This window comes from Rossellomorea sp. DUT-2 (assembly GCF_052665285.1).
This window is the reverse complement of the sequence record NZ_JBQPEO010000007.1, coordinates 1-25,939: the sequence shown is the minus strand read 5'-3', so window position 1 is coordinate 25,939 and position 25,939 is coordinate 1. Positions and strand designations below refer to the sequence as shown.

25 protein-coding genes, 9 tRNA genes, 1 rRNA gene and 1 riboswitch are annotated in these 25,939 nt (G+C 41.9%); of the genes, 6 read left to right on the top strand and 29 right to left on the bottom strand.

The features are described 5' to 3' along the window. Positions 1-25 precede the first annotated feature (25 nt). From ACOSV2_RS20670 to ACOSV2_RS20645, 6 genes are all read right to left on the bottom strand, one after another. A complete protein-coding gene (locus ACOSV2_RS20670) occupies positions 26-811 on the bottom strand; it encodes a divergent polysaccharide deacetylase family protein (RefSeq protein WP_428976704.1) in 786 nt (261 codons plus the stop codon). A gap of 125 nt (positions 812-936) precedes the next feature. Continuing rightward, entirely contained in the window at positions 937-1,410 is a 474-nt protein-coding gene (locus tag ACOSV2_RS20665) for a helix-hairpin-helix domain-containing protein (protein WP_428976703.1), read from the bottom strand. A gap of 15 nt (positions 1,411-1,425) precedes the next feature. Further along, positions 1,426-3,402 (bottom strand): ABC transporter permease subunit, encoded by a 1,977-nt coding sequence (locus ACOSV2_RS20660; RefSeq protein ID WP_428976702.1) that lies wholly within the window; start codon positions 3,400-3,402, stop codon positions 1,426-1,428. 140 nt (positions 3,403-3,542) lie between these two features. Beyond that, the gene (locus ACOSV2_RS20655) at positions 3,543-4,253 is read right to left on the bottom strand and encodes an EAL domain-containing protein (protein WP_428976701.1); all 711 of its coding nucleotides are present in this window, start codon (positions 4,251-4,253) and stop codon (positions 3,543-3,545) included. A gap of 58 nt (positions 4,254-4,311) precedes the next feature. Continuing rightward, positions 4,312-4,392: riboswitch (cyclic di-GMP riboswitch) on the bottom strand. Between the two features lie 98 nt (positions 4,393-4,490). Beyond that, entirely contained in the window at positions 4,491-5,075 is a 585-nt protein-coding gene (locus ACOSV2_RS20650; protein WP_428976700.1) for a DNA-3-methyladenine glycosylase, read from the bottom strand. A gap of 116 nt (positions 5,076-5,191) precedes the next feature. Beyond that, positions 5,192-6,244 carry a DmpA family aminopeptidase gene (locus ACOSV2_RS20645; protein ID WP_428976699.1) on the bottom strand — a complete coding sequence of 351 codons (1,053 nt, stop codon included), beginning with the start codon at positions 6,242-6,244 and terminating at the stop codon, positions 5,192-5,194. Between the two features lie 172 nt (positions 6,245-6,416). Between ACOSV2_RS20645 and ACOSV2_RS20640 the strand changes: the two genes are divergently transcribed. Both ACOSV2_RS20640 and liaG read left to right on the top strand, forming a co-directional pair. Continuing rightward, a complete protein-coding gene (locus tag ACOSV2_RS20640) occupies positions 6,417-7,178 on the top strand; it encodes a CAP domain-containing protein (RefSeq protein ID WP_428976698.1) in 762 nt (253 codons plus the stop codon). A gap of 167 nt (positions 7,179-7,345) precedes the next feature. Beyond that, on the top strand, positions 7,346-8,209 hold the full coding sequence (liaG, locus tag ACOSV2_RS20635) for a LiaG family protein (RefSeq protein ID WP_428976697.1): 864 nt from the start codon (positions 7,346-7,348) through the stop codon (positions 8,207-8,209). A 39-nt stretch (positions 8,210-8,248) separates the two neighbouring features. On the opposite strand, the gene ACOSV2_RS20630 is transcribed toward liaG, so the two are convergent. Both ACOSV2_RS20630 and ACOSV2_RS20625 read right to left on the bottom strand, forming a co-directional pair. Continuing rightward, positions 8,249-8,980 carry a YqcI/YcgG family protein gene (locus ACOSV2_RS20630; RefSeq protein ID WP_428976696.1) on the bottom strand — a complete coding sequence of 244 codons (732 nt, stop codon included), beginning with the start codon at positions 8,978-8,980 and terminating at the stop codon, positions 8,249-8,251. Between the two features lie 156 nt (positions 8,981-9,136). After that, entirely contained in the window at positions 9,137-11,335 is a 2,199-nt protein-coding gene (locus ACOSV2_RS20625; RefSeq protein ID WP_428976695.1) for an FUSC family protein, read from the bottom strand. 534 nt (positions 11,336-11,869) lie between these two features. Between ACOSV2_RS20625 and ACOSV2_RS20620 the strand changes: the two genes are divergently transcribed. Genes ACOSV2_RS20620 through ACOSV2_RS20610 form a run of 3 tightly spaced genes read left to right on the top strand, consistent with a single transcriptional unit; the run spans position 11,870 to position 13,630 of the window. Continuing rightward, on the top strand, positions 11,870-12,184 hold the full coding sequence (locus tag ACOSV2_RS20620; RefSeq protein WP_428976694.1) for an NIPSNAP family protein: 315 nt from the start codon (positions 11,870-11,872) through the stop codon (positions 12,182-12,184). 19 nt (positions 12,185-12,203) lie between these two features. Then, positions 12,204-12,989, top strand: a complete 786-nt coding sequence (locus ACOSV2_RS20615) for a DeoR/GlpR family DNA-binding transcription regulator (protein WP_428976693.1) — start codon at positions 12,204-12,206, stop codon at positions 12,987-12,989. Continuing rightward, a complete protein-coding gene (locus tag ACOSV2_RS20610; protein ID WP_428976692.1) occupies positions 12,989-13,630 on the top strand; it encodes a YdcF family protein in 642 nt (213 codons plus the stop codon). The genes ACOSV2_RS20615 and ACOSV2_RS20610 overlap by 1 nt, the downstream gene beginning before the upstream one ends. 48 nt (positions 13,631-13,678) lie before the next feature. Here ACOSV2_RS20610 and ACOSV2_RS20605 read toward each other — a convergent pair whose 3' ends face one another. The 10 genes from ACOSV2_RS20605 to sigW form a co-directional block, all read right to left on the bottom strand. After that, a complete protein-coding gene (locus tag ACOSV2_RS20605; RefSeq protein ID WP_428976746.1) occupies positions 13,679-14,557 on the bottom strand; it encodes a TnsD family Tn7-like transposition protein in 879 nt (292 codons plus the stop codon). After that, positions 14,554-14,703 carry a TnsD family Tn7-like transposition protein gene (locus ACOSV2_RS20600; protein ID WP_428976745.1) on the bottom strand — a complete coding sequence of 50 codons (150 nt, stop codon included), beginning with the start codon at positions 14,701-14,703 and terminating at the stop codon, positions 14,554-14,556. Before ACOSV2_RS20600 ends, ACOSV2_RS20605 begins: the two co-directional genes overlap by 4 nt. A 283-nt stretch (positions 14,704-14,986) precedes the next feature. Further along, positions 14,987-15,169 carry a TniQ family protein gene (locus ACOSV2_RS20595; RefSeq protein ID WP_428976691.1) on the bottom strand — a complete coding sequence of 61 codons (183 nt, stop codon included), beginning with the start codon at positions 15,167-15,169 and terminating at the stop codon, positions 14,987-14,989. Continuing rightward, positions 15,138-15,548: a hypothetical protein gene (locus ACOSV2_RS20590; RefSeq protein WP_428976690.1), complete on the bottom strand. Its 411-nt coding sequence runs from the start codon at positions 15,546-15,548 to the stop codon at positions 15,138-15,140. The genes ACOSV2_RS20595 and ACOSV2_RS20590 overlap by 32 nt, the downstream gene beginning before the upstream one ends. Positions 15,549-15,698: 150 nt before the next feature. Continuing rightward, on the bottom strand, positions 15,699-17,501 hold the full coding sequence (gene glmS, locus ACOSV2_RS20585; protein ID WP_428976689.1) for a glutamine--fructose-6-phosphate transaminase (isomerizing): 1,803 nt from the start codon (positions 17,499-17,501) through the stop codon (positions 15,699-15,701). A gap of 547 nt (positions 17,502-18,048) precedes the next feature. Further along, positions 18,049-19,398: a phosphoglucosamine mutase gene (gene glmM, locus ACOSV2_RS20580; protein ID WP_428976688.1), complete on the bottom strand. Its 1,350-nt coding sequence runs from the start codon at positions 19,396-19,398 to the stop codon at positions 18,049-18,051. Positions 19,399-19,423: 25 nt separating this feature from the next. Further along, entirely contained in the window at positions 19,424-20,665 is a 1,242-nt protein-coding gene (locus ACOSV2_RS20575) for a CdaR family protein (protein ID WP_428976687.1), read from the bottom strand. Then, a complete protein-coding gene (gene cdaA, locus ACOSV2_RS20570) occupies positions 20,658-21,494 on the bottom strand; it encodes a diadenylate cyclase CdaA (protein WP_113970160.1) in 837 nt (278 codons plus the stop codon). The genes ACOSV2_RS20575 and cdaA overlap by 8 nt, the downstream gene beginning before the upstream one ends. Before the next feature lie 235 nt (positions 21,495-21,729). Further along, on the bottom strand, positions 21,730-22,362 hold the full coding sequence (locus ACOSV2_RS20565; RefSeq protein WP_428976686.1) for an anti-sigma factor family protein: 633 nt from the start codon (positions 22,360-22,362) through the stop codon (positions 21,730-21,732). 15 nt (positions 22,363-22,377) lie between these two features. Further along, positions 22,378-22,941 carry an RNA polymerase sigma factor SigW gene (gene sigW, locus ACOSV2_RS20560; RefSeq protein ID WP_113970158.1) on the bottom strand — a complete coding sequence of 188 codons (564 nt, stop codon included), beginning with the start codon at positions 22,939-22,941 and terminating at the stop codon, positions 22,378-22,380. A gap of 170 nt (positions 22,942-23,111) precedes the next feature. On the opposite strand from sigW, the gene ACOSV2_RS20555 reads away from it, so the two are divergent. Further along, positions 23,112-23,273 carry an aspartyl-phosphate phosphatase Spo0E family protein gene (locus ACOSV2_RS20555; RefSeq protein ID WP_098351124.1) on the top strand — a complete coding sequence of 54 codons (162 nt, stop codon included), beginning with the start codon at positions 23,112-23,114 and terminating at the stop codon, positions 23,271-23,273. A gap of 61 nt (positions 23,274-23,334) precedes the next feature. Here the strand turns inward: ACOSV2_RS20555 and rocF are convergent, their stop codons facing one another. The 11 genes from rocF to rrf all read right to left on the bottom strand — a co-directional run bounded on the left by rocF (position 23,335) and on the right by rrf (position 25,688). Next, the gene (gene rocF / locus ACOSV2_RS20550) at positions 23,335-24,237 is read right to left on the bottom strand and encodes an arginase (RefSeq protein ID WP_113970156.1); all 903 of its coding nucleotides are present in this window, start codon (positions 24,235-24,237) and stop codon (positions 23,335-23,337) included. A 397-nt stretch (positions 24,238-24,634) separates the two neighbouring features. Next, a tRNA-Ala gene (locus ACOSV2_RS20545) sits at positions 24,635-24,710 on the bottom strand. A 56-nt stretch (positions 24,711-24,766) separates the two neighbouring features. Further along, positions 24,767-24,839, bottom strand: a tRNA-Lys gene (locus ACOSV2_RS20540). Between the two features lie 4 nt (positions 24,840-24,843). Then, positions 24,844-24,918, bottom strand: a tRNA-Gln gene (locus tag ACOSV2_RS20535). Between the two features lie 66 nt (positions 24,919-24,984). Beyond that, positions 24,985-25,068 (bottom strand) — tRNA-Tyr (locus ACOSV2_RS20530). Between the two features lie 12 nt (positions 25,069-25,080). After that, positions 25,081-25,156 (bottom strand) — tRNA-Thr (locus ACOSV2_RS20525). A 61-nt stretch (positions 25,157-25,217) separates the two neighbouring features. Next, positions 25,218-25,293, bottom strand: a tRNA-Val gene (locus ACOSV2_RS20520). Between the two features lie 25 nt (positions 25,294-25,318). Next, positions 25,319-25,393: transfer RNA gene (locus ACOSV2_RS20515), tRNA-Glu, on the bottom strand. Positions 25,394-25,413: 20 nt separating this feature from the next. Beyond that, positions 25,414-25,486, bottom strand: a tRNA-Thr gene (locus ACOSV2_RS20510). A gap of 2 nt (positions 25,487-25,488) precedes the next feature. Beyond that, positions 25,489-25,563: transfer RNA gene (locus ACOSV2_RS20505), tRNA-Asn, on the bottom strand. 8 nt (positions 25,564-25,571) lie between these two features. Beyond that, positions 25,572-25,688: ribosomal RNA gene (gene rrf, locus ACOSV2_RS20500) — 5S ribosomal RNA — on the bottom strand. Positions 25,689-25,939: the final 251 nt, after the last annotated feature.

Genomic DNA, 25,939 nt, shown 5'->3' with positions numbered 1-25,939 from the left:
TTGACCACAAAAAAAAGCACACCATTCAAGGCATGCTCTCATCAATCAAATGATATTCAGGGATTAAATCTGACAGTGGGACAATGGAAGCTTTTTTCTCATAAAGAGGAAGAAACTCTTCAAGCATGGTGGCAACCTTGATTCCTGTGACCCCGACATGACCTATGGCAATGGTTGAAGTGTCACTATCTAATTCTTTAGAAAGGAGCTTGGCTTGCTTTCCGATATGCTGGATAGTATAGACATCATCAAAGAATAATTCGTTCTCAAGATAGGGAACATCCAATTCCTTCGCAAGCTTCGGAATGACACTCTTTCCTGTTGTTTTACTATCAAGATAAAATAACCCCTTTTCCTTGCATACCTCTAAAACGATTCTCATGACCCTCTCATTGGCAGTGGCTCTTGAGCCCATATGGTGATTGACTCCTACTGCATAGGGAACCTCTTCGATCGCCTTTTCTACTCTTTTCCGGATTTCGTCATTTGAAAGCGAAGTGGTGATTGCCCCGGGTCCAAGCCAGCTTGCTTTCCCGGACATCGGTTCCATTGGAAGGTGTACGATGACCTCATGGCCCCGCCCATGTGCCTTTTCCGCATCTTCCCGTGTTGTTGGCAGAAAGGGCATAACTGCAATCGTCAAGGTGACGGGTAAGTTCAGGATTTCTTCTGTTCCCTTCATGTCGTTTCCTAAATCATCAATAACGATCGCGAGTTCATTGTGATGGGCTGGAAGGGGCAGAATGTTTCTTGCAGAAGATGAAGCATGAAAAAAGAACGTCAATAGTAAACAGAAGAACAGGATTCTCATCTTTCATCACTCCTTTTTCTTTATCATGTCCATTTTGAGGAGTAAATACGAAAGAGATCCGTCCCTGAAGAGTACGCATATAAATATAGGCAGGAAGCTGATTCTTTGCTTCCTGCCTTTTTAGTTTATGAGGTCCGTCCCTCATCCCAGCCTTTGGTGGGGCGGTCGCCGGGGTAGCCGTGGGTTTGGCGATAGGTTTTTCTTTGGGTGGTGAAGTCCCACCAGTTTTTGGTGGAGGATGGATGGTTGGCGTGATGGACGACACACCTGAGGGAGTCTTCTACGCAAGGGTCCATCCAGACGCCGTATTTCTTTTCCAATTCTATAATCAGGTCTTCTCCCTTTTCGTTCTTTATATCTTCGTAAGAATAGAAACCAAGATCTTCAACGACGTTATGCGCCATATTCGGTCCGATTGACGGAATTCGTTGAAATATGGACATGCCGACTAAGTATCGGGCTCTATCCAGGGAGATATTAAGTTTTTCACTTAGTGCATCGGGAGACCATTCGAAGATGTCTTCCAATCTGATCTTCTCTTTACGAAGCGATGATCTCTCTTCATCAGTCAGTGGCAATTTTGGACTTTTTCTATTCAATCTTTGTTCCCTCCTCTATCCCTTAAAGGATTGTTGTCGAACCAAATGAAAGTCTTCCACTACTGGATGGTAGGTTTTCTTCTTCACCAGCTTATGCTTGTTCTTAATTGGAGTGTTGTTCACCAGTACCCCTACCTTTGTTTGCTGGATTTCCTTCACACCTTGTACAATCAACTGCATGGCGATGATGGCAATCATAAAGGCTGCTAACGGAGCAATGACAATCCAGTACTTTCCGGTCATTAGGGAATCTTTAGTGGAACTAATCAGACCTGACCATTCAAATGTTCCTGATTTCGGAGGATCGGGTACCAGTCCTCCTGTGATGATCGTACCTCCCAAGAACAGATGAAACAATCCCAGATGGACAAGAATGAGAAGCGTTTGGATAAACTGCTGCCCCCATATAATGAATAATCTTGGTGCCAGATGAGGGAATAGATGCGTCCACAATAAATGACGATTAGTTCCCCCTAAGAGCTTCGCCGACAGAACAAAATCCTGTTTTCCTAATAACTTCAGTTCATTCCCTATTAAAACCGTCGTTAACGGGAGCACAAGTATCGTTAACACGACAGCTTCAAAAACGAGTCTTTCAAAGATGGAGTGATCCCATCCTAACACCGGCAATCCCCAAAGTACCGGCCTTAATAGAAGATACGCAATGAGGCTCAGTGGCAGGAAATGAATGGAATCCACCATACGATCAAGCCAATTCTTCCTGTTTTCTTTTAAATGAAAATGATAGACTATTCCAAGATAGAATCCACCTATCACCCTTAGAGACGCGACAACCAGTGCAAAGAGGAGGGTATACTTTGCCCCGACAATCAGTTGATCGAGGATGCTATACCCGAAGAAATCGGACCCCAATATCATCTCCCCAAATGGCTTATGCGGAGGTGCACTGATGATTCGTCCCTCATCGTTCTTCATGAACTGAATTTGTTTAATCGGATCTTCTTTCATCATTGGATAAAGGAAACTGACAGCAATCAAGAGAAAGATGACACTAAACCCTATGGCAAACTTCCCATTATGCATATGCTGCCACCAAAGCCGTCTAATAGTAGAAAGCCAGCTCCATATCTTCCATTCTTTCCACTTCGTTTTATCCTTTTTATATTTGGTGTGATCGACGCTTCCCTCCCGATTAATCCATAGATATACACCTTGATACACGACAAAAAAAGGCGTGTATATCATAATCAGTGAGATGGCTATGACCATTGGTCTGAAGTCCTGGATATAATACGTGATTCCCCTCATATTAAAAATCGTTTCAATGATGAATAAGCTCGAAAGCATCCCCCATATGATCAGCTTTCCATGATAAAACAGGCTGGGAGAAATATTTTTCAATACGTGAGCAAAGAGGATTCTGCCTTTCGACATTCCTTTACTTTGGGCAAACTCAATATGTGGTTTAAGCATTTCTTCTTCCATAATAAAAAGAAGAATTCGAAAGAAAGAGATCATGGGAATGATCGATAATGTGATGATTGGTGCAAGAAAGATCTTTTCTTCCCCATACTCCGTGAAATTCATCAGTTCCACACCAAAATATTTAATGACATAGACAATGAGAAGCTGAAGCATAAACGCAAACATTAAGTCAGGCACCGTCTCAAAGAGATTTAATACTTTCTTTAGAGAAGACGTAACCCATCGGGGCAAGAACACTGTGAAGATGGTAAGGATGAAGGCTATTCCCAGGCCTAAGCCCAATGCTCCACCGATAATCTGTAAAGAATACAGATAAGGTCCCCAAAGCATGTCCAGAAAATCGACGGTTATCCCTTTATAGGAATAGCTCCAATTTTCCCCGTCCATAAATACAAAAACAAACTTAAAAAACTCTTCCATGAACCCGACAAAATTATACAGACCCTTCTCCTTAAATACTTCAGGAGCAATACTCACGGCTAAAATACCGATTAATCCGAGAATATAATAGAACATAAATTTCAGCGGAAATGTGAGAAGCCTCATACCCTGATCCCCTTTTTTTCTCTTTTTCCTCAGTTTAATGGAAATGTAAAATATTTTCAATTTTATTTTAATTCGGACAATCCCATGGCAGATGGCCACGAAAAAAGGTGACTCCTACATTTCAGAGTCACCCTTCCTGTTTAAGCTAATAATCGACTCGGCCTACCCAGATAATAGCCTTGCCCGATTGTAATCCCAATATCCTTTGCCACTTGCATATCCTGTTTGGTTTCAATGCCTTCTAACACAATTAACGTATCCTTACCGTAGAATTGATTGAAAAAGGAAAGGAATCGTTGTTTCTTCTCATCTTGAGCCAGATTCAAAGCAAAATAACGATCGAGTTTAATGATTTCCGGTTCATATTCAATGGATTTCTTGATCGAGGAGGTCCCTTGCCCGAAGTCATCAATCGCATACCAAACGCCATATTGCTTAAGTTCTTTAAGAGACTCTTTTAATATTGGGTTCTGCCACAGCTCCTCTGCACTCGACTCATTAATCTCCAGCACGAGACGCCCCAAGATGTCCGGGTGTTTCCTCATCAGGTCATAAAAATAGGTATGAAAGCTTGGGTGAAGAATCGTTGTGATATAAATATTAAGAAATAACTTACAATTCTTCAGCCCCTTCTCTGTAAAGCTTTCAAGAGCTTTTGAAATGGATAAGGTATCAAGCTTATACAAGATGTTGGCTTTCATCGCAGACTGAAAAACATTTTCGGGATTTTCGTTATACTTGTTTCGTAACAGGCCCTCATATGCATAGAGGGATTGATGCTTGCCCATTTCATATAAGGGCTGAAAATCATGATAAATATAGTCGTTTTGAAAAATAGTAAAGATATTCATAGGACCCCTATACTCTCTATAGTTTATAAAAAAAACCACACAAAAACGTATTCCTACGTTCGTATGTGGTCGGTTGCGCTACTAGCTCCCCTAAATGTAAGCGCCCATCTATCATTTAGGTTCAAAGCTCCCATTCGAATTGTCAGTATATGTTTTTATCTTATAAGAAAAATATACCACAAACCTAGTACTTATGGGTTATTTTTTAATGGATTATTAGAAAATTCTCAAAAATAATCATCTTGATACATAAGGATTGTCCTTTACCCAGAACCTCCACGGATAATCCCTGGCTTCTCCGGAGTTATCTATCCCAATTCGTTTTCCTTCCACGATGTCTTCAGGCTGGTACCCTTTTGAAATGATGAGAGGATGTTCCAAAAAGCTGCCCCCGTAATCCTCCATGGTAATGCCTAACGCTTTTGTCAGCTTTCCTGGACCACTTGTCCAATTTTTTCTTGCATGACCCGGTCTTCTTCTTTCCATTAGCTCCAAGCCATCAAGGGGTTCGACCGCTCTAATGAGAATCGCTTCGGGTTTTTCTTTTTCCCCGCTCACTACATTGACCAGGCAGTGAGTATGCATAACATATGTATAGATCCTGCCGGCTTCCTGAAACATGACTTCCGTCCGCTTCGTCCGTCTATTCCCATAGCTGTGAGCCGCCCGATCCGCTGGCCCTAAGTACGCTTCCGTCTCCACAATATAACCTGAAGCTGTTCCCTCCTCCGTCTCTTTCACTAACACACATCCCAACAAAGACTTTGCAAGTTCCAAAGTGGGCTGTTGGAAAAACGAAAGAGGCATAGGGGTATCATTCATGACTGTCACTTCCTTCAACAAAAAGTTCGTACGTATATGTATGGTATACCCCATTTATCTGATGGTTAAATACATTTACATTAAAGAAAAAATCCTAAAGAGGAAACGAACAGTTCTTATTTCATCAGTCCATAAAGTAAATCTAAAGGTATCGCTTCCACTTTCTGTCCATCCCTCCCCGTTGTGGTTTCCGCTTTACAGAGAGAGTTCCATATGGCTTCTTCTACGCTATCCACTGCCATTTCAAATAGAGTAGAGATGATCGGTCCGTCTTCTTTAATGAAACCGTACGGAATCGTATTATCACTGGAAGGCTGATGTGGAATGCGGTGTGCAGTGGAAAATGCCAGAACAACATCACCACTCCCATGAGCTGCATATGAGCCCGTTCTTGAAAGGCCGAATGAAGCACGTTTCGCCAGTCGTTTAAGCTGTCTTTCGTTTAGAGGTGCATCCGTCGCAAGGATGATCATGATTGATCCATCAGGTGCATTTTGATCCACCCCGTTGTTAAGCATGGGAACCCTTAGATCTTTCCTCTGACCGAAATTTGTTAACACGAGGGCACCCACCGTATACTTCTCACCTCCAAAAAAATACTCCCTGGAACTCGTCCCTATTCCACCTTTATACCCGAAACAAAGCATTCCCGTCCCCGCTCCAACGCACCCTTCATCGACAGGCCCCGACTGTGCATGAAGAATGGCTTCCCGTGCATCCTCGGGCTTCACATGAAGGCCACGGATATCATTGAGGAAGCCATCATTGCATTCTCCCACAACGACATTTACTGTTCCCGTTGTGTCTCCGATTTCAGGTGTCTCGTCCAGCATATATTGAACCGTCCCTTTTAACACATCCCCTACTGAAAGAGTATTCGTCAAGAGAATCGGACTTTCAATGACACCCAGCTCCTCCATTTGAATCGTCCCGACTGTTTTTCCAAAGCCATTGATCACATGGCAACCCGCGAATATCTTATCACGGAAGAGATTGCCGGAATGAGGTAAAATCGCTGTTACACCCGTTCGTACCACGGTACCCTCATTCTCATAGTGAAGGGTTTTATGTCCGACCTTCACTCCCTCAATATCGGTTATGCTGTTATACTTCCCACTTGAATAAGAACCGATACTGCCTCCCATTTCCCGTAATCTCTTTCGTTCCATGGATGAATTACCCCCTTTTTTTCTTATCAATACTATTCGTGCCTAAATCACAAATCCCTCTTTAAGAAAGAGGCAAACCCTATTTTTAACAGGATAAAGAGCACGTAGAGAGTACATATTAAAGACTGTTAAATGCTAGTAAAAGGCAATAAAAAACATTGGAGGACCTGACATGAGAAAACGATTTTTTACTATTACAGCCTGTGCTGTCATCCCGTTTATGCTGATGACTGCCTGTAACAATAATGATGCAAACGATAACCTGATGGATACACAAAATGTGAATTACGATCCTGTTACTTATGACAACGATGGCAGAGATCGGATGGATGGAATGCAAGGAAACCAAACTCCCCTTCACCGTTTCATGGCTCCGATAGACCCAAATGGTGACTTACGCGAATTTACCCACTTAGACCCCGGTGAGGAAAATGCGCCAGGTAATGAACAAGCACGTCAGCCGAATCAGCCTGCACAAGAGCCGAATACAGCACAACCGGAACCACCTGCAGAGGGTCAGCCCAAACAGGATGCACAGGCATCCGACGCTAGTGGATTTGTGAAGCAGGTAGTTGATTTAACTAACCAGGAACGAAAGAAAAATGGACTTGGTGCCTTGAAAATGGATGGAGAGTTAGCGAATGTGGCGGAGATGAAATCAGAGGACATGAAGGAAAATGACTATTTCTCTCATACTTCTCCAACGTATGGGTCTCCTTTTGAAATGATGGAGAACTTCGGGGTCGATTACTCCACGGCAGCTGAGAATATTGCCGTTGGACAAAAAACACCTGAATCTGTCGTTAACGCTTGGATGAACAGTCCCGGACACCGCAAAAATATTTTAAACAGACAAGTCACTCATATTGGCGTGGGAACAGCGAAGGATCCCAGCCAGGGGATTTATTGGACGCAGATGTTTATCGCGAAATAAAGGCTAAGACCGGTCACTTGTGATCGGTCTTTTTCTATTACATAGCCCACTCCGGACTCGGCCTCTGGTCTGATTCAAAAATAATCCTATGGCTCATTGTGATGAACCGGCAGCTGCATTAAAATAAAACTATAAAATGGAAAAACAAACCAAAGCGAGGGATTTTAATGAAAAATGCTTTTGCCGTGATCATTGCACTGCTTGCACTTGGAACGCTATATGTCATCCTGAATGACAATACATCGTTATTTGCTAAAGAAAGTCAGTCAGGGGAACGTATCGGGGTAACGGACAAAATCGATCACATCGATCTTAAAATGGAAGGCAGCGATACAGAAGTCATTCCTACAGACCAGAATGAAGTCAAAGTTGATATTAAAGGAAAAGGAACACTGACTTTAGCTGAAAAAGGTGACACCATTGAAGTGGCTGTAAAGCATAAATGGTATGAATGGGTAGCATTCAACCGCAAATCGAACGTAACCGTATACATTCCAAAAGAGTATGATCGAAGCATGGAAATCGATATTGGCTCGGGTTACTTGCAATTTGCCGGAGCATCCGAAACGAATCGAATGAAGCTCGATGAGTTATCCGTGGAGATGGGTTCCGGAAACATGATTCTCGAAAATCTTGAGACGAATGCATTCGAACATGATGGTTCTTCCGGAGACTTGGTCGTGAATGCTCTCTCTACAAAAGAAGGTAATGTGGACATCAGCTCCGGGGATGTAGAATTGTCGAACTACGAAGGTCCTCTGGAAGGTGACTTATCATCTGGTGAATTAACAGTCTCGATGGACACTCTAAAGGGAGACCTGAATTTTGATGTAAGCTCTGGAGGTGTCAACCTGGATCTGCCGGAAGACGCGAGCTTTAAGCTGAACGGAAAAGCAAGCAGCGGAGACATTTCCTGCACTCTTCCATTAAAGAATCAGAAAGTAGACGCTGGGGACCTTTCAGGTGTGGCTGGGTCTGGAAAATACGACATCAATGTTTCGGTCTCTAGTGGGAATGTCGATATTTATTAAAGAAAAAGAGTGTCAGGCGGTGGCCCGACACTCTTTTTCTTATTTATGGTGAAAGGGGCATTTTCCATAGATCGGTTTCACATCGTCCCCGATGAAGTATTGCTTCCATTCACGGTGTTCAGGATCCCCGTAATGGCTGATATTCGGATGCTTCGGTAAGCCGTCCCACTTCTCGACCCGCTCCCTTACTTTCTCACGGGACATAATGCCACCCTTTGACGTTCCTTCCAACCCTTCAAAGATCCTTCTCGGCTGAAAGCCTAATACCAAGCTATTCCCAAGATCTCTCGTCTTTCGCTGCTTATAAGCAGGAGCATTCCCAAACACGAAAAACGGCTCCCCGGCAAACGAAAACGCCCACAAATGATGATCCGGATCCTCCGGATAATCCTCTGGCCAAGCCTCCTCATCCTCCTCATGAAGAAACTGCAGAATCTTCCAGAAATACTCACGATAATGAGGGACGGACCTCTCCTCATCCTCTGGTTCCACAAACAAAAAGAATCCGTGACGAATCAGCCGCTCTCCTTCTGGTACATCGAACAAGTCGATAAACTCTTGAATCGTTTCGGGCAGATGCTCCCAATTATCGTGACTTATATACGAATACCGAAGCTCTCCTTTTTTCTCTCCGGTCATACCGAAGTAACAAGGAAACGTTCGATCTGTTACTACCTCGTGAAAATTCTTATATTCTTCCATCACCCATTGGGGAACAAGATCTGGGTTCTTCATATCTTCTTTGGTCAGCAATAAGCTTTTGTCTGCCATTTCCTCCACCTCACGATCATATAAATGTATTGTATTGATGGTATGGTTTTCCCGAAGAGTGACGGGTTAAAACAAACTCTGACAAGAAGTTATCTAAAACGACTATCCCGACAGGTGAAATAAGCGCAATAAACAAAAGGGTAAAGCGAATCCGCTTTACCCTTTTGTTTGAGTTTCCTTCACTTCCGCCCCCAGTTCCTCTCCAAGTGCCACAATCGATTGATTGATTTTCCACACATAGTAGAGGTGATGAATCAGATCCATTTGTGACTTCAGTCTGCTCGGTGCCAGAGTTTCGATCTTTTCCCGTTCCTCACTTAAACTCCAAAAAACTCGTGCGCTCTCTTTTTCTTTTAGCAGCTCACGTAACGTTTCAATGTTATAAGTAATTTTCTCTTCTGTCTGCTGAAAAACGCTATTTAGTTCATCTGAAACCTTTGCAGGTACTTTTCTATGGGACGAAGCAAGCAAATGCTTTGCATAATAGTTTATGGCTATCACCACCGTGATCCAACGTCCAATCCCCGATCGTGTCATGGAACCAGGTCGTTGCAGAAGCGATTGTGCTTCATCCTTTATACCCTGAAGCTTCTGATCGAGATCAAAGGCTTGATCTGTTAATGGTTTGTCTTCAATATTCGTAAAGGTTTTTATATAGGAAGAAACATATCCTCCAAGCTCTTCAAGAAAATCATCAAAGGCGTCTGCCACCTTGTCCTTTGTTTTCTTTGGAAATACAAACGCCGAGACAGAGAGGGCAATCGCGGCTCCAGCAATGGTATCAATGACCCGTGCCCCCATCAGCTGCATACTGATTCCGCCCAGGAGCAGGTCATACATAAAGGCGATGAGCATCGTAATGAACAAGCTCATAAGAGTATACGAAACCGTGAAAAGATAGAAGGCCAGAAACAGTACGACAAACAGAAGAAATACTTCAAGCTCAGAATTTCCTGAAACGAGCTTTGCCGCTCCGAATCCAAGTATGGCCCCGATCACCGTTCCGACCGAGCGCTGAAAGGCCTTCATATAGGTTCTTCCTACTGACTCTGTACCAATTTGAATAATAAAGGTCGTTAACAGTACCCAGTAGGGCTGTGCAGGTGCAATCAGCTCCCCTACAATAATCGCTAACGTACCCCCTACAAGAGCTTGAATCGCCTTACGGGTAGAAGGTTTTAAACTCTTGCTCTCTTCTTCAGGCTTATCCTCTTTATCCTCATCAAGAGACTCGTCATTATTCTCTATGTCCGTTTCCTTGCTTTCTGAAACCTTCAATGACTCTTGAATGGTGATGGCTGCTTCCAGCACATGATTGGCAATGGACTCGATGCGCCTTAGGAGATACACCCAGCCTTCAGGCTTTTCTTCCTGATTCAACATCTCTGATAAAAGAAGGCGAAGGCCCTGTATGGCTATTTCCGCTTCTTCAAGAGAACGGGGATCATAATCCTGGGCCAGCACCTCTGCATCACGGAGCGAACGGAGAACCCAGACCAGCAGGCGTCTAAGCTCCTTAACCTCTAAGGCATCCAACTCCTTGAGGCGCTTCAAAGAATCGGTTAACGTCTGAATCAACATCTCTGTATCAAAAACATAGAGACGCAATTGGGAGGGCTCGATACCAGGCCAAAGCTTCTTCAAATCATTCTCATTGATATCACCGGCTACGATTCTTGCATACTCATTCAGCCTTCGAACATTTCGATCGAGAAGCTTCCTACGTTTACTACTCGTGTCTGGATCCTCGATCATCTTCATCAAGATCGTAAACGTCAAGTTGGATTGAATATGAAACGAACGCATACTTCTTCTTAGCACATGAACCGAGCCTTTAAAAATAATGAAGTTATAAAGAAAGGCGTACACGACACCAATCACAATCCCAATATAGAACCATGATAGGTGCGCCACATCAAGCTGCAGAATTGACGAAATATAAATCGACATAAATCCTGCCATTCCCATGGAAAAATACCGGATGGCAAAGCGGGAGAAGTAAAAAGCGCTGAATATCGCTCCCACCAGTAGGATATTCACCACGAGACTATAATGGGCAAAGGCGGAGCCTAATGTGATTCCAACCGCTACCGCCACACCGATCAACGGGGTCGTCACCTTTTTCTTAGCCGTTGTGTCATCCATGACGACGAAGATACCGAGCATCCCTACCATCCCTGACACAATGGCCGGTGTAATGGCTGTGTAATCGAATAGTTTTAATAAAAAAAGCATCGTAAACACAGCAGAAATTAAACTGATCGTCGCCTTACCGGCCTGCTGAAATCTCTTCCGGCCCGGGTCTGACGCGAGGATCCTCCCCAGCCATACATGCTGTCTATGTAACTGTTTCATTTATCATCATACCCTTACTTTCACACCGTTTTTCATTCTCTATTATCGTACCCGTTCCAATAAAAAAGTAACCTGGACTGCGGAAGCAGCAGGTTACTCTTTATTCGCTGGTGCACGAAGAGAACTTGAATCTATTTGTATGATTATAAGGGTTTTACGTGGTTGGGTAAAGGAAAGTGCTTGGGATTCCTACTTTTATCTATTCTACGGTTTTTTTCTTCATTTCATCATTAAGCAAAATAGAAAAAACCGGCTAGCCCCTAAGGGACCAACCGTGTTTAATCATTTAATAGCTGCACCTTTTTATGCATGATTGTAAATTGAAAAAGATTCAGACGTCCTAAGAATCCAAATCCCCTTTTAAGATTTGTTTCCCATTTGATATCAATTAAATCACCTTCTGAAAAATTGATTTATGCAAGAAAGGATTTTAAAATAAAGCATAAATAAGAAAAAACAAGCACAAATAAGCAACTATATCTTGCAAAAACATGAAAAGGTAATATAATACAATTATGGAAAGGAAGTGTACTCTTGATCTATCGCATGCGAACTTACAAAATTTTTCCCGAACAATACGAAGTTTTTACTGATTTTTTTCATAATTACTTGTTGCCAAACCAACTAACATTTGGATCTAAACTTGTAGGACGTTGGACAAATGAAAAGAAAAATGAAATTGTAGCCATTTGGAAATATGACAGCATAGAAAAATACGAAAAAATTGAAAAGCAAATCCAAAAAACCGAACTTCACCGAGATGCACAAACGATAAAAAAACAGTTAGGTGAGTTATACATAGAAACGAATCAAACATTCTGGGAATCAACTGGAAAATATGAACAGTGATCAAATAGGAGGTGTTTAGTTGTTTTCGAGCGAAAGAAGAACGATTATTTTGGAACTTTTAAAAGAGAAAAAGAGAATCCTTGTAAATGAATTAGCTAAGGATTTTAATGTTTCTATTGATTCAATAAGGAGAGACTTATCTCACTTAGAAAAAGAAGGCTTGTTACAACGGACCCATGGTGGTGCCATTCTTAAAAGTTTTACAAAAATGCTTCCTCCACCTTCCGAAGAGAGATACTACAATATAGACGACGATATGAAGGCAATTGCAAAGGAAGCAGTAAAACACATATACGAAAATGAAACAATTTATATCGGTGGGGCATCAGTCCACTTTGCTATGCTTTCGTATTTAAAAGAACACTTTCCCTTTACCGTAGTTACAAACTCTCTTCAAATCGCCAATCACTTAAGGAATTTTAATAATATAGAGCTTATATTAATAGGTGGCAATCTGAAAAGTTCTGGTAATATTAGCGATTCTATCGCATTAGAAATGATGAAATTGTTCCGTTTAGATAAAGCATTTATTACTGGTGGCGGAGTAACCATCGATGGCATAGGCACCGCTACTACTAATGTAGCCTTTTTCACAAGACAAGTTGCCCAACAATCCAATAAAGTTATTGCTTTAATGCATCACACGAAAATAAATAAAAACGCTTTTGTTAAATCTATTGACTTAAAAGAGATTGATATTTTGATTACAAACAGACAGAAAACAGCAACTTTTATTCATGATGTGAAAGAATTATATGATCTAGAAATTATCAAAACCAATCCTATATACAAAGGAGACAAATAATGAAACCACTTATTCCGAAAGAACCTATTATTCCACATCTGAATCAAGAAGAAATCTGTTTTTTAACGAAAGTTACTTTTGAGGATGTAGTTCCTCCTAAAGAATGCGATGCACTCTTTATTTTTAGTGGCACTCATCAAGGTCATTGGGAAAAAGCCATAGAAGCGTTTAACAACAATTATACAAAGCGAATTATCGTTACAGGCGGAAGAAGTTTAACTGGGATACCCCACCCTGATTGGGAAGGGAATCAAGACGATGAAGTTTCAGAAGCTAAAGTTATCATATCGTATTTGTTAAAAGCTGGCATACCTTCAGAGAGTATTGTTTACGAAGAAAAGTCAACCAACTCACTTGAAAATGTATTATACGCTAAAGAAGTTTTTGATTTTACTTCGATTACCTCATTGATGGTTATTTGTAAGAGTCACACAGCTGGGAGACAGATCAGAACTCTTAAAAAGCATCTTCCGCAGGGAATCGCTTTTGTACCATATACGTTTGATACAACTTATAAAGAGACTGAAGTCAATCGTAACAATTGGATGAATTCTGAAGTCGGGAAAAAACGTGTGTGGGGAGAATATCTAAGAATTGATCACTATGGAAAATTGGGTCATCTTAAACCATTGGGTACATAATTCACACTATAAATGAAAAGAGCATTGAAGTGTCTCAATGCTCTTTTACTATTTATTAGAATCATATTCAGTCACACGTAAAGCAATTAGCCTTTTTACTTCACTTGAAACTGTCGACCGCAGCCCCGCTTCTCGGTAAATCTCCCAATCAATGATCGGTTCGTTATTTTCTTTTTTCTTTTGGACAAGAAATTCTACACGACGCTTTTGGAATTCAACGATTTCTTCTGTTACTTTATCCATATACTTCATTGTTCTTGGCAGTTTATCAGCCTTCTTTTGGATCAGCGAGAGCTTGTTGATTTTTTTAGCAATAGCACTGACGGTAATCCTTGTAGGTTTTGTCGCTTCTTGATCCCAATCTTGAACCGCCTCTTTTACTTGTTTCAATAGTTCATTGTCTCTTGCTTCCCAATCTATTCTTTGATACGTTGACGTTAAACTTTTTTTATTGGGTGAATGTACTTGTAGCCATTCTTTATCATATCGGTAGATATAAGCGTAAACATTTTTAGCCATATCTCTTAATTGCGTCTTAGATTTCTCTGGATACTTCTGTTGAAGTTCTTTCCATCTTTCTTTCTGTACAAGTAACATTGCATCGGTTTCTTTTGTACCTTGCTTTGATATGTTAATTTTCAACTTTGGCGGCTTCCATGATACATCTAAATTTAATTCCGCTGCATACCGCTTTACAGTGGCAATGTCAGCACGGATTTCTTTGGCGATACTATGCAAACCATTTCCTTCAATTACTAACGTTTTCAATCTTTCTTTCCATGTAGCTCCGTAATCCTTTATTGTACCGATTGTATATTGATCTGTTGATTCACCATCAGGACCTCTACGAGAAAAAACAAAGTCACAATGTTTACAATAAAACGTTCCAACAGGTTTTTTAGTGTTGTAACATCTTGTGACCGTTATAATGAAGTAACTGAACGCTTTTGGTATTTATCACAAGTGTGATTGAGACATAGCCATGGACCTTTTCCAAACGGTAGGTACTCTTCTTTATTAAACATATGATCTAGATCAGTTTCTAAAAACAACATGATCAAGATGTGACGAATTGGATGAAAGACTTACGGTGCTTTTGAAAGATCATTGTCAGCCAATTTGTTTCTTCATATGTAACAGGTGACTGTAATAAATCAAGATAGCGATCAGAAAACATAGAGGAAAACAGTTTGTATACTCTATCTCGTTCTACAAAACCATTAAGACTCGCAAGTGCTCTTTGCTTCAAGAACCTGGTACTTGTTTCGAATCGGATTGTTATCTTTTTGCAAGAGGTTTTCTTCAAGAAGTTTCTTTGAGCTTTTAGAAACTTTCAATAACAAGGTGATGTCGTCTTTACTTAAATCTCAGCAATATGTTTAAATTCGCTGGTAAATCCCAAACAGACCTTATGGAACGCGTTCCGAATAATTCCTCTGTTGTTATTTTAGGACTCGTATTACCTGATCGAACATGGTATCTCGCGAATACGCTGTAAAGCAGCTCATCAGGATACGGAGTGGGAAACCAAAGCAGCATGTTCATCATCCTTCCAAGACTCATCAAGTGGTGATTTTATAATATCCTTATCTAAGTACCACTCAAAAACGGATTTTTTCTGTTTTCTAGCTTTATTCATCAACTGACCAAGGTGGTTGATCTCCGCTGACGATTTTTTCTTTTTCCTTTTTGATTGCTCACTGTTCTCTTCTTTTTCAATCAAAATCTTCACAGTTTCTTTTAAGACTGTGGGTTTGTCAACCTCACCAACCTTTTTAAATACCTTTTTAACCGTAACTACTGGTATGACTAAATCTTCTGCTTTTGTACATGATGAATCCCCAGCATTTGGAGGTATGATACCTTCTATTGAGGAAATAGAATCTGACCTTAGAGATCTTGAAACGTTTAAGCACATGTTTAAAAAATAGTAGTAATTATAAAACCCTCATCTCCGAAATAGAGATGAGGGTTTTTAGTTACCAACTTTGTTGTCGAATTACCAACTTTGTTGTTCAGTTACCGACTTTATTGTAATTCAACAAACCAGTTTTCATCTATTTAACCCTTACTCAACCGTAACCGACTTCGCTAGGTTACGCGGCTTATCTACATCACAATCGCGGTGCAGGGCAGCATAGTAAGAAATTAATTGTAATGGGATGACAGAGATAAGAGGTGTTAACAATGGGTTAACCTCCGGGATGACGAAGCGATCTTCTTCGTCTTCTAAGCCTTTCATGGAAATGATACAAGGGTTTGCTCCACGAGCGACTACCTCTTTCACATTTCCTCTGATGCCTAGGTTCACTTCTTCTTGAGTTGCAAGTGCAACGATCGGTGTTCCTTCTTCAATCAGAGCGATCGTACCGTGTTTAAGCTCTCCTCCGGCAAAACCTTCTGCCTGGATGTAAGAGATTTCTTTCAGCTTCAATGCGCCTTCCAGACCTACATAGAAGTCCAATGAGCGGCCGATGAAGAAACAGTTGCGAGTCGTTGACAGATATTCGCGTGCGATATCTTCGAACTCTTCTTTCGTATCGCAAAGTGCTTCCATCGCAGTGGCAACAATACCAAGCTCTTGAACTAGGTCAAAGTCCTGGTTGTTTCCACATGCCTGCCCTGCAACGTGTGCAAGGATCGCAAGTACTGCCAGCTGAGCTGTGTACGCTTTGGTTGAAGCAACGGCGATTTCAGGTCCGGCATGAAGAAGCAATGTGTAATCCGCTTCTCGGGACAGCGTAGAACCCGCTACGTTTGTGATCGTTAATGATTTATGACCAAGCTCTTTGACTTGAACCAGTACGGCACGACTATCTGCCGTTTCACCACTTTGAGAAATAAAGATAAATAATGGTTTCTGAGAAAGCAAAGGCATATTGTAGCTGAATTCGCTTGCTACATGAACTTCTACAGGAATTCCTGCACTCTTCTCGATGAATTGCTTTCCAACAAGTCCAGCGTGGTAGCTCGTTCCACATGCAATGATGTAGACACGGTCCGCTTCTTTCATCGCGCCGACGATCGGCTCATCGATGTGAAGCTCGTTGCTCTCGTTTTGGTAAGCTTGAATGATTTTACGCATCACTAGTGGCTGCTCATCGATTTCTTTAAGCATATAGTGAGGGTATGTTCCTTTTTCGATATCACTCGCATCGATTTCAGCGGTGTAAGGAGCACGTTCCATTACTTCACCGATCAGATTTTGAATTTCAACCTTTTCTTTCGTTACGATGACCATTTCTTTATCCATAAGCTCAACGTATTGGTCTGTTACTTGAATCATTGCCATAGCATCACTTGCAACAACGTTAAAGTCTTCTCCAAGACCAACAAGCAGTGGACTTTTGTTTTTCGCCACAAAGATTGTCTCATCATTTTCAGCGTCTAAAAGAGCAATGGCATAAGACCCTTTAAGAAGCATGAGCGTTTGACGGAAAGCTTCCTCTACCGTGTTGCCTTCTTCTACAATCTTTTCAATCAGCTGAACGATAACTTCCGTATCCGTGTCACTCTTGAACGTTACATCCGTTAAATATTCACGCTTAAGTTGAGAGTAATTTTCGATTACTCCGTTATGAACGATTGTAAAACGGCCTGAGTTGCTTTGATGAGGGTGAGCATTCACCTTGCTTGGTACACCGTGGGTAGCCCAGCGAGTGTGACCGATTCCTGTGTTGCTTGATACACTCTCATCAACGATACCGCGAAGGTCGGCAATACGACCCTTCTCTTTAAACACATGGATGCCTTCATCATTTTGAACGGCAATACCTGCAGAGTCATAACCGCGGTACTCAAGCTTTTCAAGACCTTTTAAAAGAATTTCCTTTGTATCTGAATTTCCAATATATCCAACAATTCCACACATAATTAATATATCCTCCCTGAACATGCAAGGGGGCAAGTACTCTTTTGGGGACACCTTGCCCCCTTATCTCTGTTTGTCATTAGTATTTACATTAGCCACTTCTTTCTTCCCTTTGTCCATTAAGTTGCCTCAACGATTTAAGGAAGAAACTTTCGGTCCGGTGACACATGCGAACCGGGAGGCATCCGCCGAATGCTCGATAAACCTCCACCTCGTCAACTAAACGATCCTTGTCGTATCCATCGTTTAGCCCTGGCGCTTTATAAGGATGATTACTTACTATCCACCTTTCCTTCTTGACTCATTTCCATATAATTTGAAAACGAAAACAAAATCATCATACACTAGCATGTTTCCCTTAGTCAATATAAATCTTACAAGAACAAGAAGTTGTTATCCGATTGTCATGTTCCCGAAACAGAGCAGTGATAAACCCTTAAGGACCAACTTGCGTATTCAGAACGGTGGTTCGATGATACTCAAAAGCACTCTCTTTATTAAATATGCATAAGAGGCACGTATTGACCCCTTATGCATATTAATTCCACTATTCGTTCAGACCCATTTCTTCATCAACAACTTGTACGATTTCATTTACATATCGATCACAAAGTTCTTCAGTAGGAGCTTCTGCCATCACACGCACTAACGGCTCCGTTCCAGAAGGACGAACAAGGATACGGCCATTTCCGTTCATTTCTTCTTCAACCTTTTGAATCACCTTTTTAACCGTTTCATTATCCGTTACATGGTGCTTGTCTGTCACTCGTACATTCACAAGTTTTTGTGGGAACTTTTGCATTTCTCCCGCTAGTTCAGATAATGTTTTGCCAGTCATTTTCATAATGTTTACAAGTTGGATACCCGTTAACAGACCGTCTCCTGTTGTATTGTAATCCAGGAAGATGATGTGGCCTGATTGCTCACCGCCAAGAGTATAGCCGTGTTTCTTCATTTCTTCCACTACATAACGATCTCCAACCGCCGTTTGAATACTTTGGATCCCATGCTCTTCAAGCCCTTTATGGAAGCCAAGATTACTCATGACTGTAGATACGACTGTAGACTGTTTTAACTGACCTTGTGACTTCAAGTATTTACCGCAGATGTACATGATCTGGTCTCCATCGACGATTTGTCCATGTTCATCGATTGCGATAATACGGTCCCCATCACCATCAAAGGCAAGCCCCAGGTCAGCCCCTTTTTCTTTCACCATCTCAGCAAGTGTTTCAGGGTGGGTAGATCCTACTCCTTCATTGATGTTCAACCCGTTTGGTGATGCTCCCATCGTCGAGATGTCAGCGTCCAAATCAGCAAACAGATGAGTAGCCAGAGCGGATGTTGCACCATGTGCACAATCTAACGCAATATGTAAACCATCGAAATCTTCGTCTACTGACTGCTTTAAATACTGGAGATATTTTTGTCCGCCTTCGAAATAGTCACTTACTTGTCCTAAGTCAGCACCGATTGGACGAGGAAGCTGATCAACTGTTTGATCTAATAGATCTTCAATCTCATTTTCCTGGTCATCCGATAACTTGAAACCATCCGGTCCGAAGAATTTAATTCCGTTATCCCCTACAGGATTATGAGAAGCTGAGATCATGACACCAGCTTGAGCGCCTAACGCTTTTGTTAAGTAAGCTACCCCTGGAGTTGAAATGACACCTAAGCGCATCACTTCAGCACCAATTGATAGAAGTCCGGCTACAAGAGCTCCTTCCAGCATATGTCCGGAAATTCGAGTATCTCTTCCAATCAATATTTTGGGGCGCGTAGCATCCTTTGTCAGAACATAACCACCAAAACGTCCAAGCTTAAATGCTAATTCCGGTGTTAATTCTGTGTTCGCTACACCTCTTACTCCATCAGTTCCAAAATACTTACCCATTGTCATTCTCTCCTTTTTACAGCTCTTATGCTGATGTGTTCTTTTCTTTAATTTCTACTTTCACTGTTTGCTGAGACAGGGTCCATTCGATATCTTCCGGTCCTTCTGCCTCTATTTCCACCTCATGTTCACCGGGCTCGAGCCCTGAAAGATCAAGAGCAAGTGAGAAGTCTTCTTTCGTCACTTTGCTCACCTGTGCATTCTGACCTTTCATCGCTACATCGACGACACCTTCTTCAGGTGACATGATGGTATATTCATATTCTTCGGCTAATCCTTGTGGGGTGATTTCAAGACCTGATAGGCTCTTTTCCTCGGTTGTGTTGACATCAACCTTCACCTTAACTTCTTCAGGAGCCACTTTATTTAAGCCATCTTGCAGGGCGAGTGGTACCGTAATGGTTGAATCCTTAGTAATCTTAGAAAGGTCTATTTCTGCAAGCAGCTCTTCTACTGTGTCCAGAACATCCTGTCTGCCGAAAATGGTTGCTTCTTTAGGCTCAATTGATATCGACTCCAGCGTCGTCCCTTCTGGAAGACTGCCTTTTTGCTTAATCGTCACGGGCACACTCTTACTTTTGTTTACAACCGAAACGGTCACATCGACCACTTCCGGATCAATTTGAACATCTAATTTATTATACTCACGGTCTAAGACTTGCACCCTGGCTTCCCTTGTCACATTCTCATTGATTTCCTCATCAAGATCAAGGGTGGCTATGACATAGGCAATCTGTTCTACTTCTTCCTTAGAGCCTGTCACTTTCACCGTTTTCGGATCAACAGCCAGTCCTTCTGCTTCATATCCATTGGATAAAATACTCTCATTGAATTGAGGTTCAATCGTAAATTCTTCGGTTACCTTTTCTTGAACCGATATATTGACAGTATCCGGGTCGAGTTTCACATCGAGTTTTTCAGAAATATTATCTATCTTTATTTTCACCTGATGCTCACCGATACCGATATCATTCAAGTCTACATAGACTCTGAAATCCTTCACTTGTTTGGCTTGTTGCACAATGGCTTTAGATCCTTCTACAGTCACATTCACCGTATCAGGCAAGCCGCTTACTTCTAAATTCTCACGATCATAGAAAACTTCAAGCGGGACGTCCTGGATCGTTTCAATTGCATCTTGAGAGTTGCCGTTATTGTTGTTAGCCGTCTTCTGAATATCATCAAAGTTGACGGACAGATAGAGAATGAATGCTAACATCAGTCCCACAATACGCATGAACCAACGACTTTCCATGAATTTATCCATTTTCTTTCTTCCCCCTAAAACTCCATTTCGTCGAGGAAGCATTTGTCTTATCGCCAATGAGCTCTACCATAAGAATTTCTGTGAAGCGCTCCAAAGAGAGGTCGCGATGTAACTCTCCATTTTTCGTAATGGAGATAGCTCCCGTTTCTTCTGATACAACAATTGTAATACTATCTGTTACCTCACTGACGCCAAGTGCTGCCCGGTGTCTTGTACCCAATTCTTTCGAAATGAACGGGCTTTCCGATAAGGGAAGATAACAAGCCGCTGCAGCAATTTGATTTTTTTGAAGGATAACAGCTCCATCATGAAGAGGAGTATTGGGAATAAAGATATTAATGAGCAACTGGGACGTAATCTTGGCATCGAGTGGGATACCTGTTTCAATATAGTCACTCATCCCTGTTTCCCTTTCAAGAGTAAGAAGGGCACCAATTCGACGTTTTGCCATATAGCTTACGGCTTTCGTCATTGCTTCGATCATCTGCTCCTGCTCTTCTTCTTCCTGCAGTCCCGTCCTTGAGAATAAACGGCCCCTTCCCAATTGTTCAAGGGCTCTGCGGAGTTCAGGCTGGAAGATGATGATAATCGCCAGGAACCCCCATGTGAGGGCTTGCTCCATCATCCACCCCAGTGTATCCAATCCAAAGATACTACTAAGACCTCTTACAATGATAATGACAAAAATACCTTTTAATAATTGTACTGCTTTCGTTCCTTTTATCAGCATGATCAGTTTATAGATTACAAACCATACTACGAGTATATCTACTATATCCGAGACATAATCCAGCGCGGAGTAATCCGAAAAAATATCGATAAACGGCATATTACATCCTCCAATAGCTTAATCGAAAGCGTAAGCCGCCATGTGTGGCTTCTCCATTTTCGTAACGTTCCTATTATAGCATATTTTATCACTGTCAAATGAAAGACACCCACGGCTTCATGATTCTTTTTCGTCTATTCATGAACTCACGTTTTTACATAAAAAAACCGACATGGATTCATACATGTCAGTCCTTTTTAGGGACGGACCTTACTTCCATCCCCTCTATTTTATCCTACTTTTCTTCAAGTTGCGAATTTCCCCAATCCACCGTGTCTTTAGCCCCTTTTTTGATCTGGTACCAAAGCCACTCAAAGGCCGCATCGATTTCATGGATTTCTCCAGTCACGCTTCCTGCTGAAGCCAAATACTGCTTTCCGTTAATGACCGTGACATTCCCCGTTACTTTTCCTTCAATTTTCACATCACCATTCCGGACCGTCAGATCTCCATTCACGACTTCCCCCTCAGGCACCACAACCGTATGATCCTGAACCACTAACTTCGCATTCTTCGTAAATGAAAAATCCTGATCATCATTCCATGACGTTAAGAAGCTGCCGGTCATAAAGAAAAGGAATAGGGCCGCAGCCGTGAGTAGCGGATGGTGGCGGAACCACCTCTCGACTCCCACTTTCTTCTTCTCTTTCGGCAATCTTGACATGACTTTATCTGTAAAGTCTGCAGAAGCACTAATATGAGACGTGCTCTGTACAAACGCAATCGCTTTTTTCAGTTCATGGAAGTGATGCTGACACTCACTGCATTCCTGTAAATGATGCTTCAGCAGCTCTTCTTTTTCTCTATTTAAATCTCCATCTAAATAATCGTGCATATACTCGATGATTTCTTCAGGACAAGGTTTCATATTCACTCACCCTCTCTACAGTGATCTTAATTGTTTACGGAGAGCTTCACGCCCCCTATGTACTCTCGTTTTAACCGTTCCCAGGGGTAAATCCAATATCTCGCTGATTTCTTGAAGAGGAAGCTCCTCGATATATTTTAAAACAATGACCGATCGATACTTCTCAGGCAACTTAGAAATTTCCTTCTGAATGGTTTCCTGAAGCTCCATATTCTCTACTTCTTCTTCAGGCAGCTGAACATCCGCAGCCACTTGTGAGTACATCGTTAAGCCTTCAGTCCCCGCTACCTCTGCATCTAAGAAATAATCCGGTTTCTTCTTACGGATCCTGTCGATACAAAGATTCGTCGCTATTCTGAATAGCCAGGTCGAAAACTTTCTCTTCTGATTAAAGGTTTCAATATTGACATATGCCCTGATAAAAGCCTCTTGGGCGATATCCTCTGCTTCATGACGATTTCCAAGCATCCGGTAGCAGATTTGGAACACTTTATCCTTATAAAGCTCGACTAATTCGGCAAAGGCGTTCTGATCACCTTTCAATACTTGCTTAATCCGCTTTTTCACTAACGCTTCCATTTCACAACCTCCGCTCTATGCGGCTATATTTATATACGTAACTTCCTATCAAAAGGTTTCAATTTTTTTATATTACTATCCTAACAAATTTTTCGGGAAAAATGTTTACAATTATTAGAAAAGGGGTATAAAGGAACTAATTATTATTTCTATTGTAGGAGGATCTCGAAATGAGGGGAAGAATGAATGATTTATTATTTCAAATTGAAGACTGCCGTCGCCAAATGGTCGAACTAGCATTAAAGTCATCCTTTGCCGACGAACAAGTAGTCGATTTGAGTACTCGTCTTGACGATCTATTAAACCAATATCAAGTGGTCAAGCACCATTGAAGAGAAATAGATGAAGGCTGAGAACCTTGAAGGGTTCTCAGCCTTATTTTTTTGCTTTACATTATAGTAATTTCTCTCCAAATAGTGATCCCATCAACGCTACAGCAACAGTAGCGGTTTTATTCTTCTCATCGAGGATAGGATTTACCTCAACAAATTCCGCAGATGTAATCAATCCCGACTCTTCCAGCATCTCCATCGCCAAGTGACTCTCACGGTAGCTTATTCCACCAAGAACAGGAGTACCCACACCAGGAGCATCGCTTGGATCCAATCCATCTAAATCAAGTGATAAATGGACTCCATCCGTTCTGTCCTTCAAGTAGTCAATGGACTCTTCCATTACCTTTGTCATGCCAAGGCGATCGATTTCATGCATCGTGTAAACTTTAATGCCTTTTTCTTTAATTAACTCTCTTTCTCCCTCATCTAAGGAACGAGCTCCAATAATGACGATGTTCTCAGGCTTGATCTTTGGTGAGCTCTGCCCGATACCCGTCAACTCTTCATGGCCGATGCCCAGGCTTACCGCAAGAGGCATTCCATGGATGTTACCTGACGGAGACGTATCCCCTGTATTCAAATCACCGTGTGCGTCATACCAAATCACACCTAAGTTTTCATAGTGAGGAGACACACCAGCCAATGTTCCGATCGCAATACTGTGGTCTCCACCAAAGATTAATGGGAAATCTCCACTCCCGATTACATCGTTCACCTTACCAGCCAACGTCTCGCTGGCTTCAGCAACCGCTTTCAAATTACGCAGATTCGTATCAGGATTATTATGTACTCGCTCAGCCTGGCCAATCTCGATATCACCCAAGTCTTTAATGTCATATCCAAGGTTCTCAAGACGCTCAACAATCCCGGCGTAACGGATCGCACTCGGCCCCATATCCACGCCTCTACGCATTTGACCTAAATCCATCGGTACACCAATAATAGAAATATTTTTCTTCATGAAAAATTCCCCCAATTCGAAATTTATTTACATCTCTATTCTATCCATACTATGAGGCATGGTTCAACTGGACAGGATTGTGTATATATATGCGTGTGTAGAGGGGTTTTCTGTGGGTTAGTGTAAGATTATGTAGGCGGGTTTTAGACGAAGGTGCTAGTGTGGAATTATTGTGGTTGGCGGTCCGTGGTAAAAAGCGATTTAAAAATATTTCCTGAGGATAGAATGATTTTTGTCTATACAAACAAAAAAACCTCAAATCTCCTAAAAGATTCAAAGGTTTAATCATGTCGTATGTATGTATGGTTATTTTTACTCCGCTGACGCTTCGTAAGCGGATAGATATTTTGCTTTCGCAAACATAATGGACATTTATTTTGCTTTTGCAAAAAAAATCTGGTGGAGCCTAGCGGGATCGAACCGCTGACCTCCTGCGTGCAAAGCAGGCGCTCTCCCAGCTGAGCTAAGGCCCCATATGTTTTAAATTATAGAGAAATTCCCACACCTTGCGATGTGAGAAAATGTGTGATGAGCCATGAAGGATTCGAACCTTCGACCCTCTGATTAAAAGTCAGATGCTCTACCAACTGAGCTAATGGCTCGTAATGGCTGGGCTAGCTGGATTCGAACCAACGCATGTCGCAGTCAAAGTGCGATGCCTTACCGCTTGGCTATAGCCCAATAATTACTTTAATGGCATAAAAAAGGGACATTTATAGGATGTCCATTTTACACTTAAATATACAGTGGTGGAGGGGGGCAGATTCGAACTGCCGAACCCGAAGGAGCGGATTTACAGTCCGCCGCGTTTAGCCACTTCGCTACCCCTCCAGCTAAAAAAAATGGTGCCGGCAAGAGGACTTGAACCCCCAACCTACTGATTACAAGTCAGTTGCTCTACCAGTTGAGCTACACCGGCGTATATGGTTATCAAACATTTTTTCAAAAAATGAGGTTTATTTTGCATTCGCAAAAAAACTTGGTGGAGGATGACGGGATCGAACCGCCGACCCTCTGCTTGTAAGGCAGATGCTCTCCCAGCTGAGCTAATCCTCCATTATGTACTTCCGCAAAAGAACTTTGGTGACCCATACGGGATTCGAACCCGTGTTACCGCCGTGAAAGGGCGGTGTCTTAACCGCTTGACCAATGGGCCATTCTCAATAAAAATATAAAAGCTTCCAACCGGGCTCGAACCGGTGACCTCTTCCTTACCATGGAAGCACTCTACCTGCTGAGCTATGGAAGCAATGGCTCCGCAGGCAAGATTCGAACTTGCGACCGATCGGTTAACAGCCGATAGCTCTACCACTGAGCTACTGCGGAATGATATAGCCTGGCGACGTCCTACTCTCACAGGGGGAGATCCCCCAACTACCATCGGCGCTGAAGAGCTTAACTTCCGTGTTCGGCATGGGAACGGGTGTGACCTCTTCGCCATTATCACCAGACATATTGCTTGCAATGACAAATATTATTATATAATATTTTTGAAATTTTTCAAGGGGTAAATTAAAATTTATTCCCTGAAAACTAGATAAAGAATTGATGTCAAGAAAGCCGAATATCGACCAATGTTGCAATCTAGCTCCGGCGGCTAGAGACTCGAGGTCATTTCAGTTCAATCAGCTGAGGGTAAAAAGCACCCTCTTCTGATTGCCCAGAAATGCTTGTCGTCTCTGTTCAAGCCGCCTCCGCTTTA

Excerpts from the sequence above, each read along its gene's own strand:
- ACOSV2_RS20650 (WP_428976700.1), bottom strand. The coding sequence starts at position 5,075 with ATGAATGATACCCCTATGCCTCTTTCGTTTTTCCAACAGCCCACTTTG.
- ACOSV2_RS20555 (WP_098351124.1), top strand. The coding sequence starts at position 23,112 with ATGAGGGGAAGAATGAATGATTTATTATTTCAAATTGAAGACTGCCGT.
- ACOSV2_RS20660 (WP_428976702.1), bottom strand. The coding sequence starts at position 3,402 with ATGAGGCTTCTCACATTTCCGCTGAAATTTATGTTCTATTATATTCTC.
- ACOSV2_RS20655 (WP_428976701.1), bottom strand. The coding sequence starts at position 4,253 with ATGAATATCTTTACTATTTTTCAAAACGACTATATTTATCATGATTTT.
- glmS (WP_428976689.1), bottom strand. The coding sequence starts at position 17,501 with ATGTGTGGAATTGTTGGATATATTGGAAATTCAGATACAAAGGAAATT.
- ACOSV2_RS20630 (WP_428976696.1), bottom strand. The coding sequence starts at position 8,980 with ATGGCAGACAAAAGCTTATTGCTGACCAAAGAAGATATGAAGAACCCA.
- ACOSV2_RS20575 (WP_428976687.1), bottom strand. The coding sequence starts at position 20,665 with ATGGATAAATTCATGGAAAGTCGTTGGTTCATGCGTATTGTGGGACTG.
- ACOSV2_RS20610 (WP_428976692.1), top strand. The coding sequence starts at position 12,989 with ATGAAACCACTTATTCCGAAAGAACCTATTATTCCACATCTGAATCAA.
- sigW (WP_113970158.1), bottom strand. The coding sequence starts at position 22,941 with ATGGAAGCGTTAGTGAAAAAGCGGATTAAGCAAGTATTGAAAGGTGAT.
- liaG (WP_428976697.1), top strand. The coding sequence starts at position 7,346 with ATGAAAAATGCTTTTGCCGTGATCATTGCACTGCTTGCACTTGGAACG.
- ACOSV2_RS20590 (WP_428976690.1), bottom strand. The coding sequence starts at position 15,548 with ATGTGCTTAAACGTTTCAAGATCTCTAAGGTCAGATTCTATTTCCTCA.
- cdaA (WP_113970160.1), bottom strand. The coding sequence starts at position 21,494 with ATGCCGTTTATCGATATTTTTTCGGATTACTCCGCGCTGGATTATGTC.
- ACOSV2_RS20625 (WP_428976695.1), bottom strand. The coding sequence starts at position 11,335 with ATGAAACAGTTACATAGACAGCATGTATGGCTGGGGAGGATCCTCGCG.
- ACOSV2_RS20670 (WP_428976704.1), bottom strand. The coding sequence starts at position 811 with ATGAGAATCCTGTTCTTCTGTTTACTATTGACGTTCTTTTTTCATGCT.
- ACOSV2_RS20645 (WP_428976699.1), bottom strand. The coding sequence starts at position 6,244 with ATGGAACGAAAGAGATTACGGGAAATGGGAGGCAGTATCGGTTCTTAT.
- ACOSV2_RS20565 (WP_428976686.1), bottom strand. The coding sequence starts at position 22,362 with ATGAAACCTTGTCCTGAAGAAATCATCGAGTATATGCACGATTATTTA.
- glmM (WP_428976688.1), bottom strand. The coding sequence starts at position 19,398 with ATGGGTAAGTATTTTGGAACTGATGGAGTAAGAGGTGTAGCGAACACA.
- ACOSV2_RS20640 (WP_428976698.1), top strand. The coding sequence starts at position 6,417 with ATGAGAAAACGATTTTTTACTATTACAGCCTGTGCTGTCATCCCGTTT.
- ACOSV2_RS20595 (WP_428976691.1), bottom strand. The coding sequence starts at position 15,169 with ATGCTGCTTTGGTTTCCCACTCCGTATCCTGATGAGCTGCTTTACAGC.
- rocF (WP_113970156.1), bottom strand. The coding sequence starts at position 24,237 with ATGAAGAAAAATATTTCTATTATTGGTGTACCGATGGATTTAGGTCAA.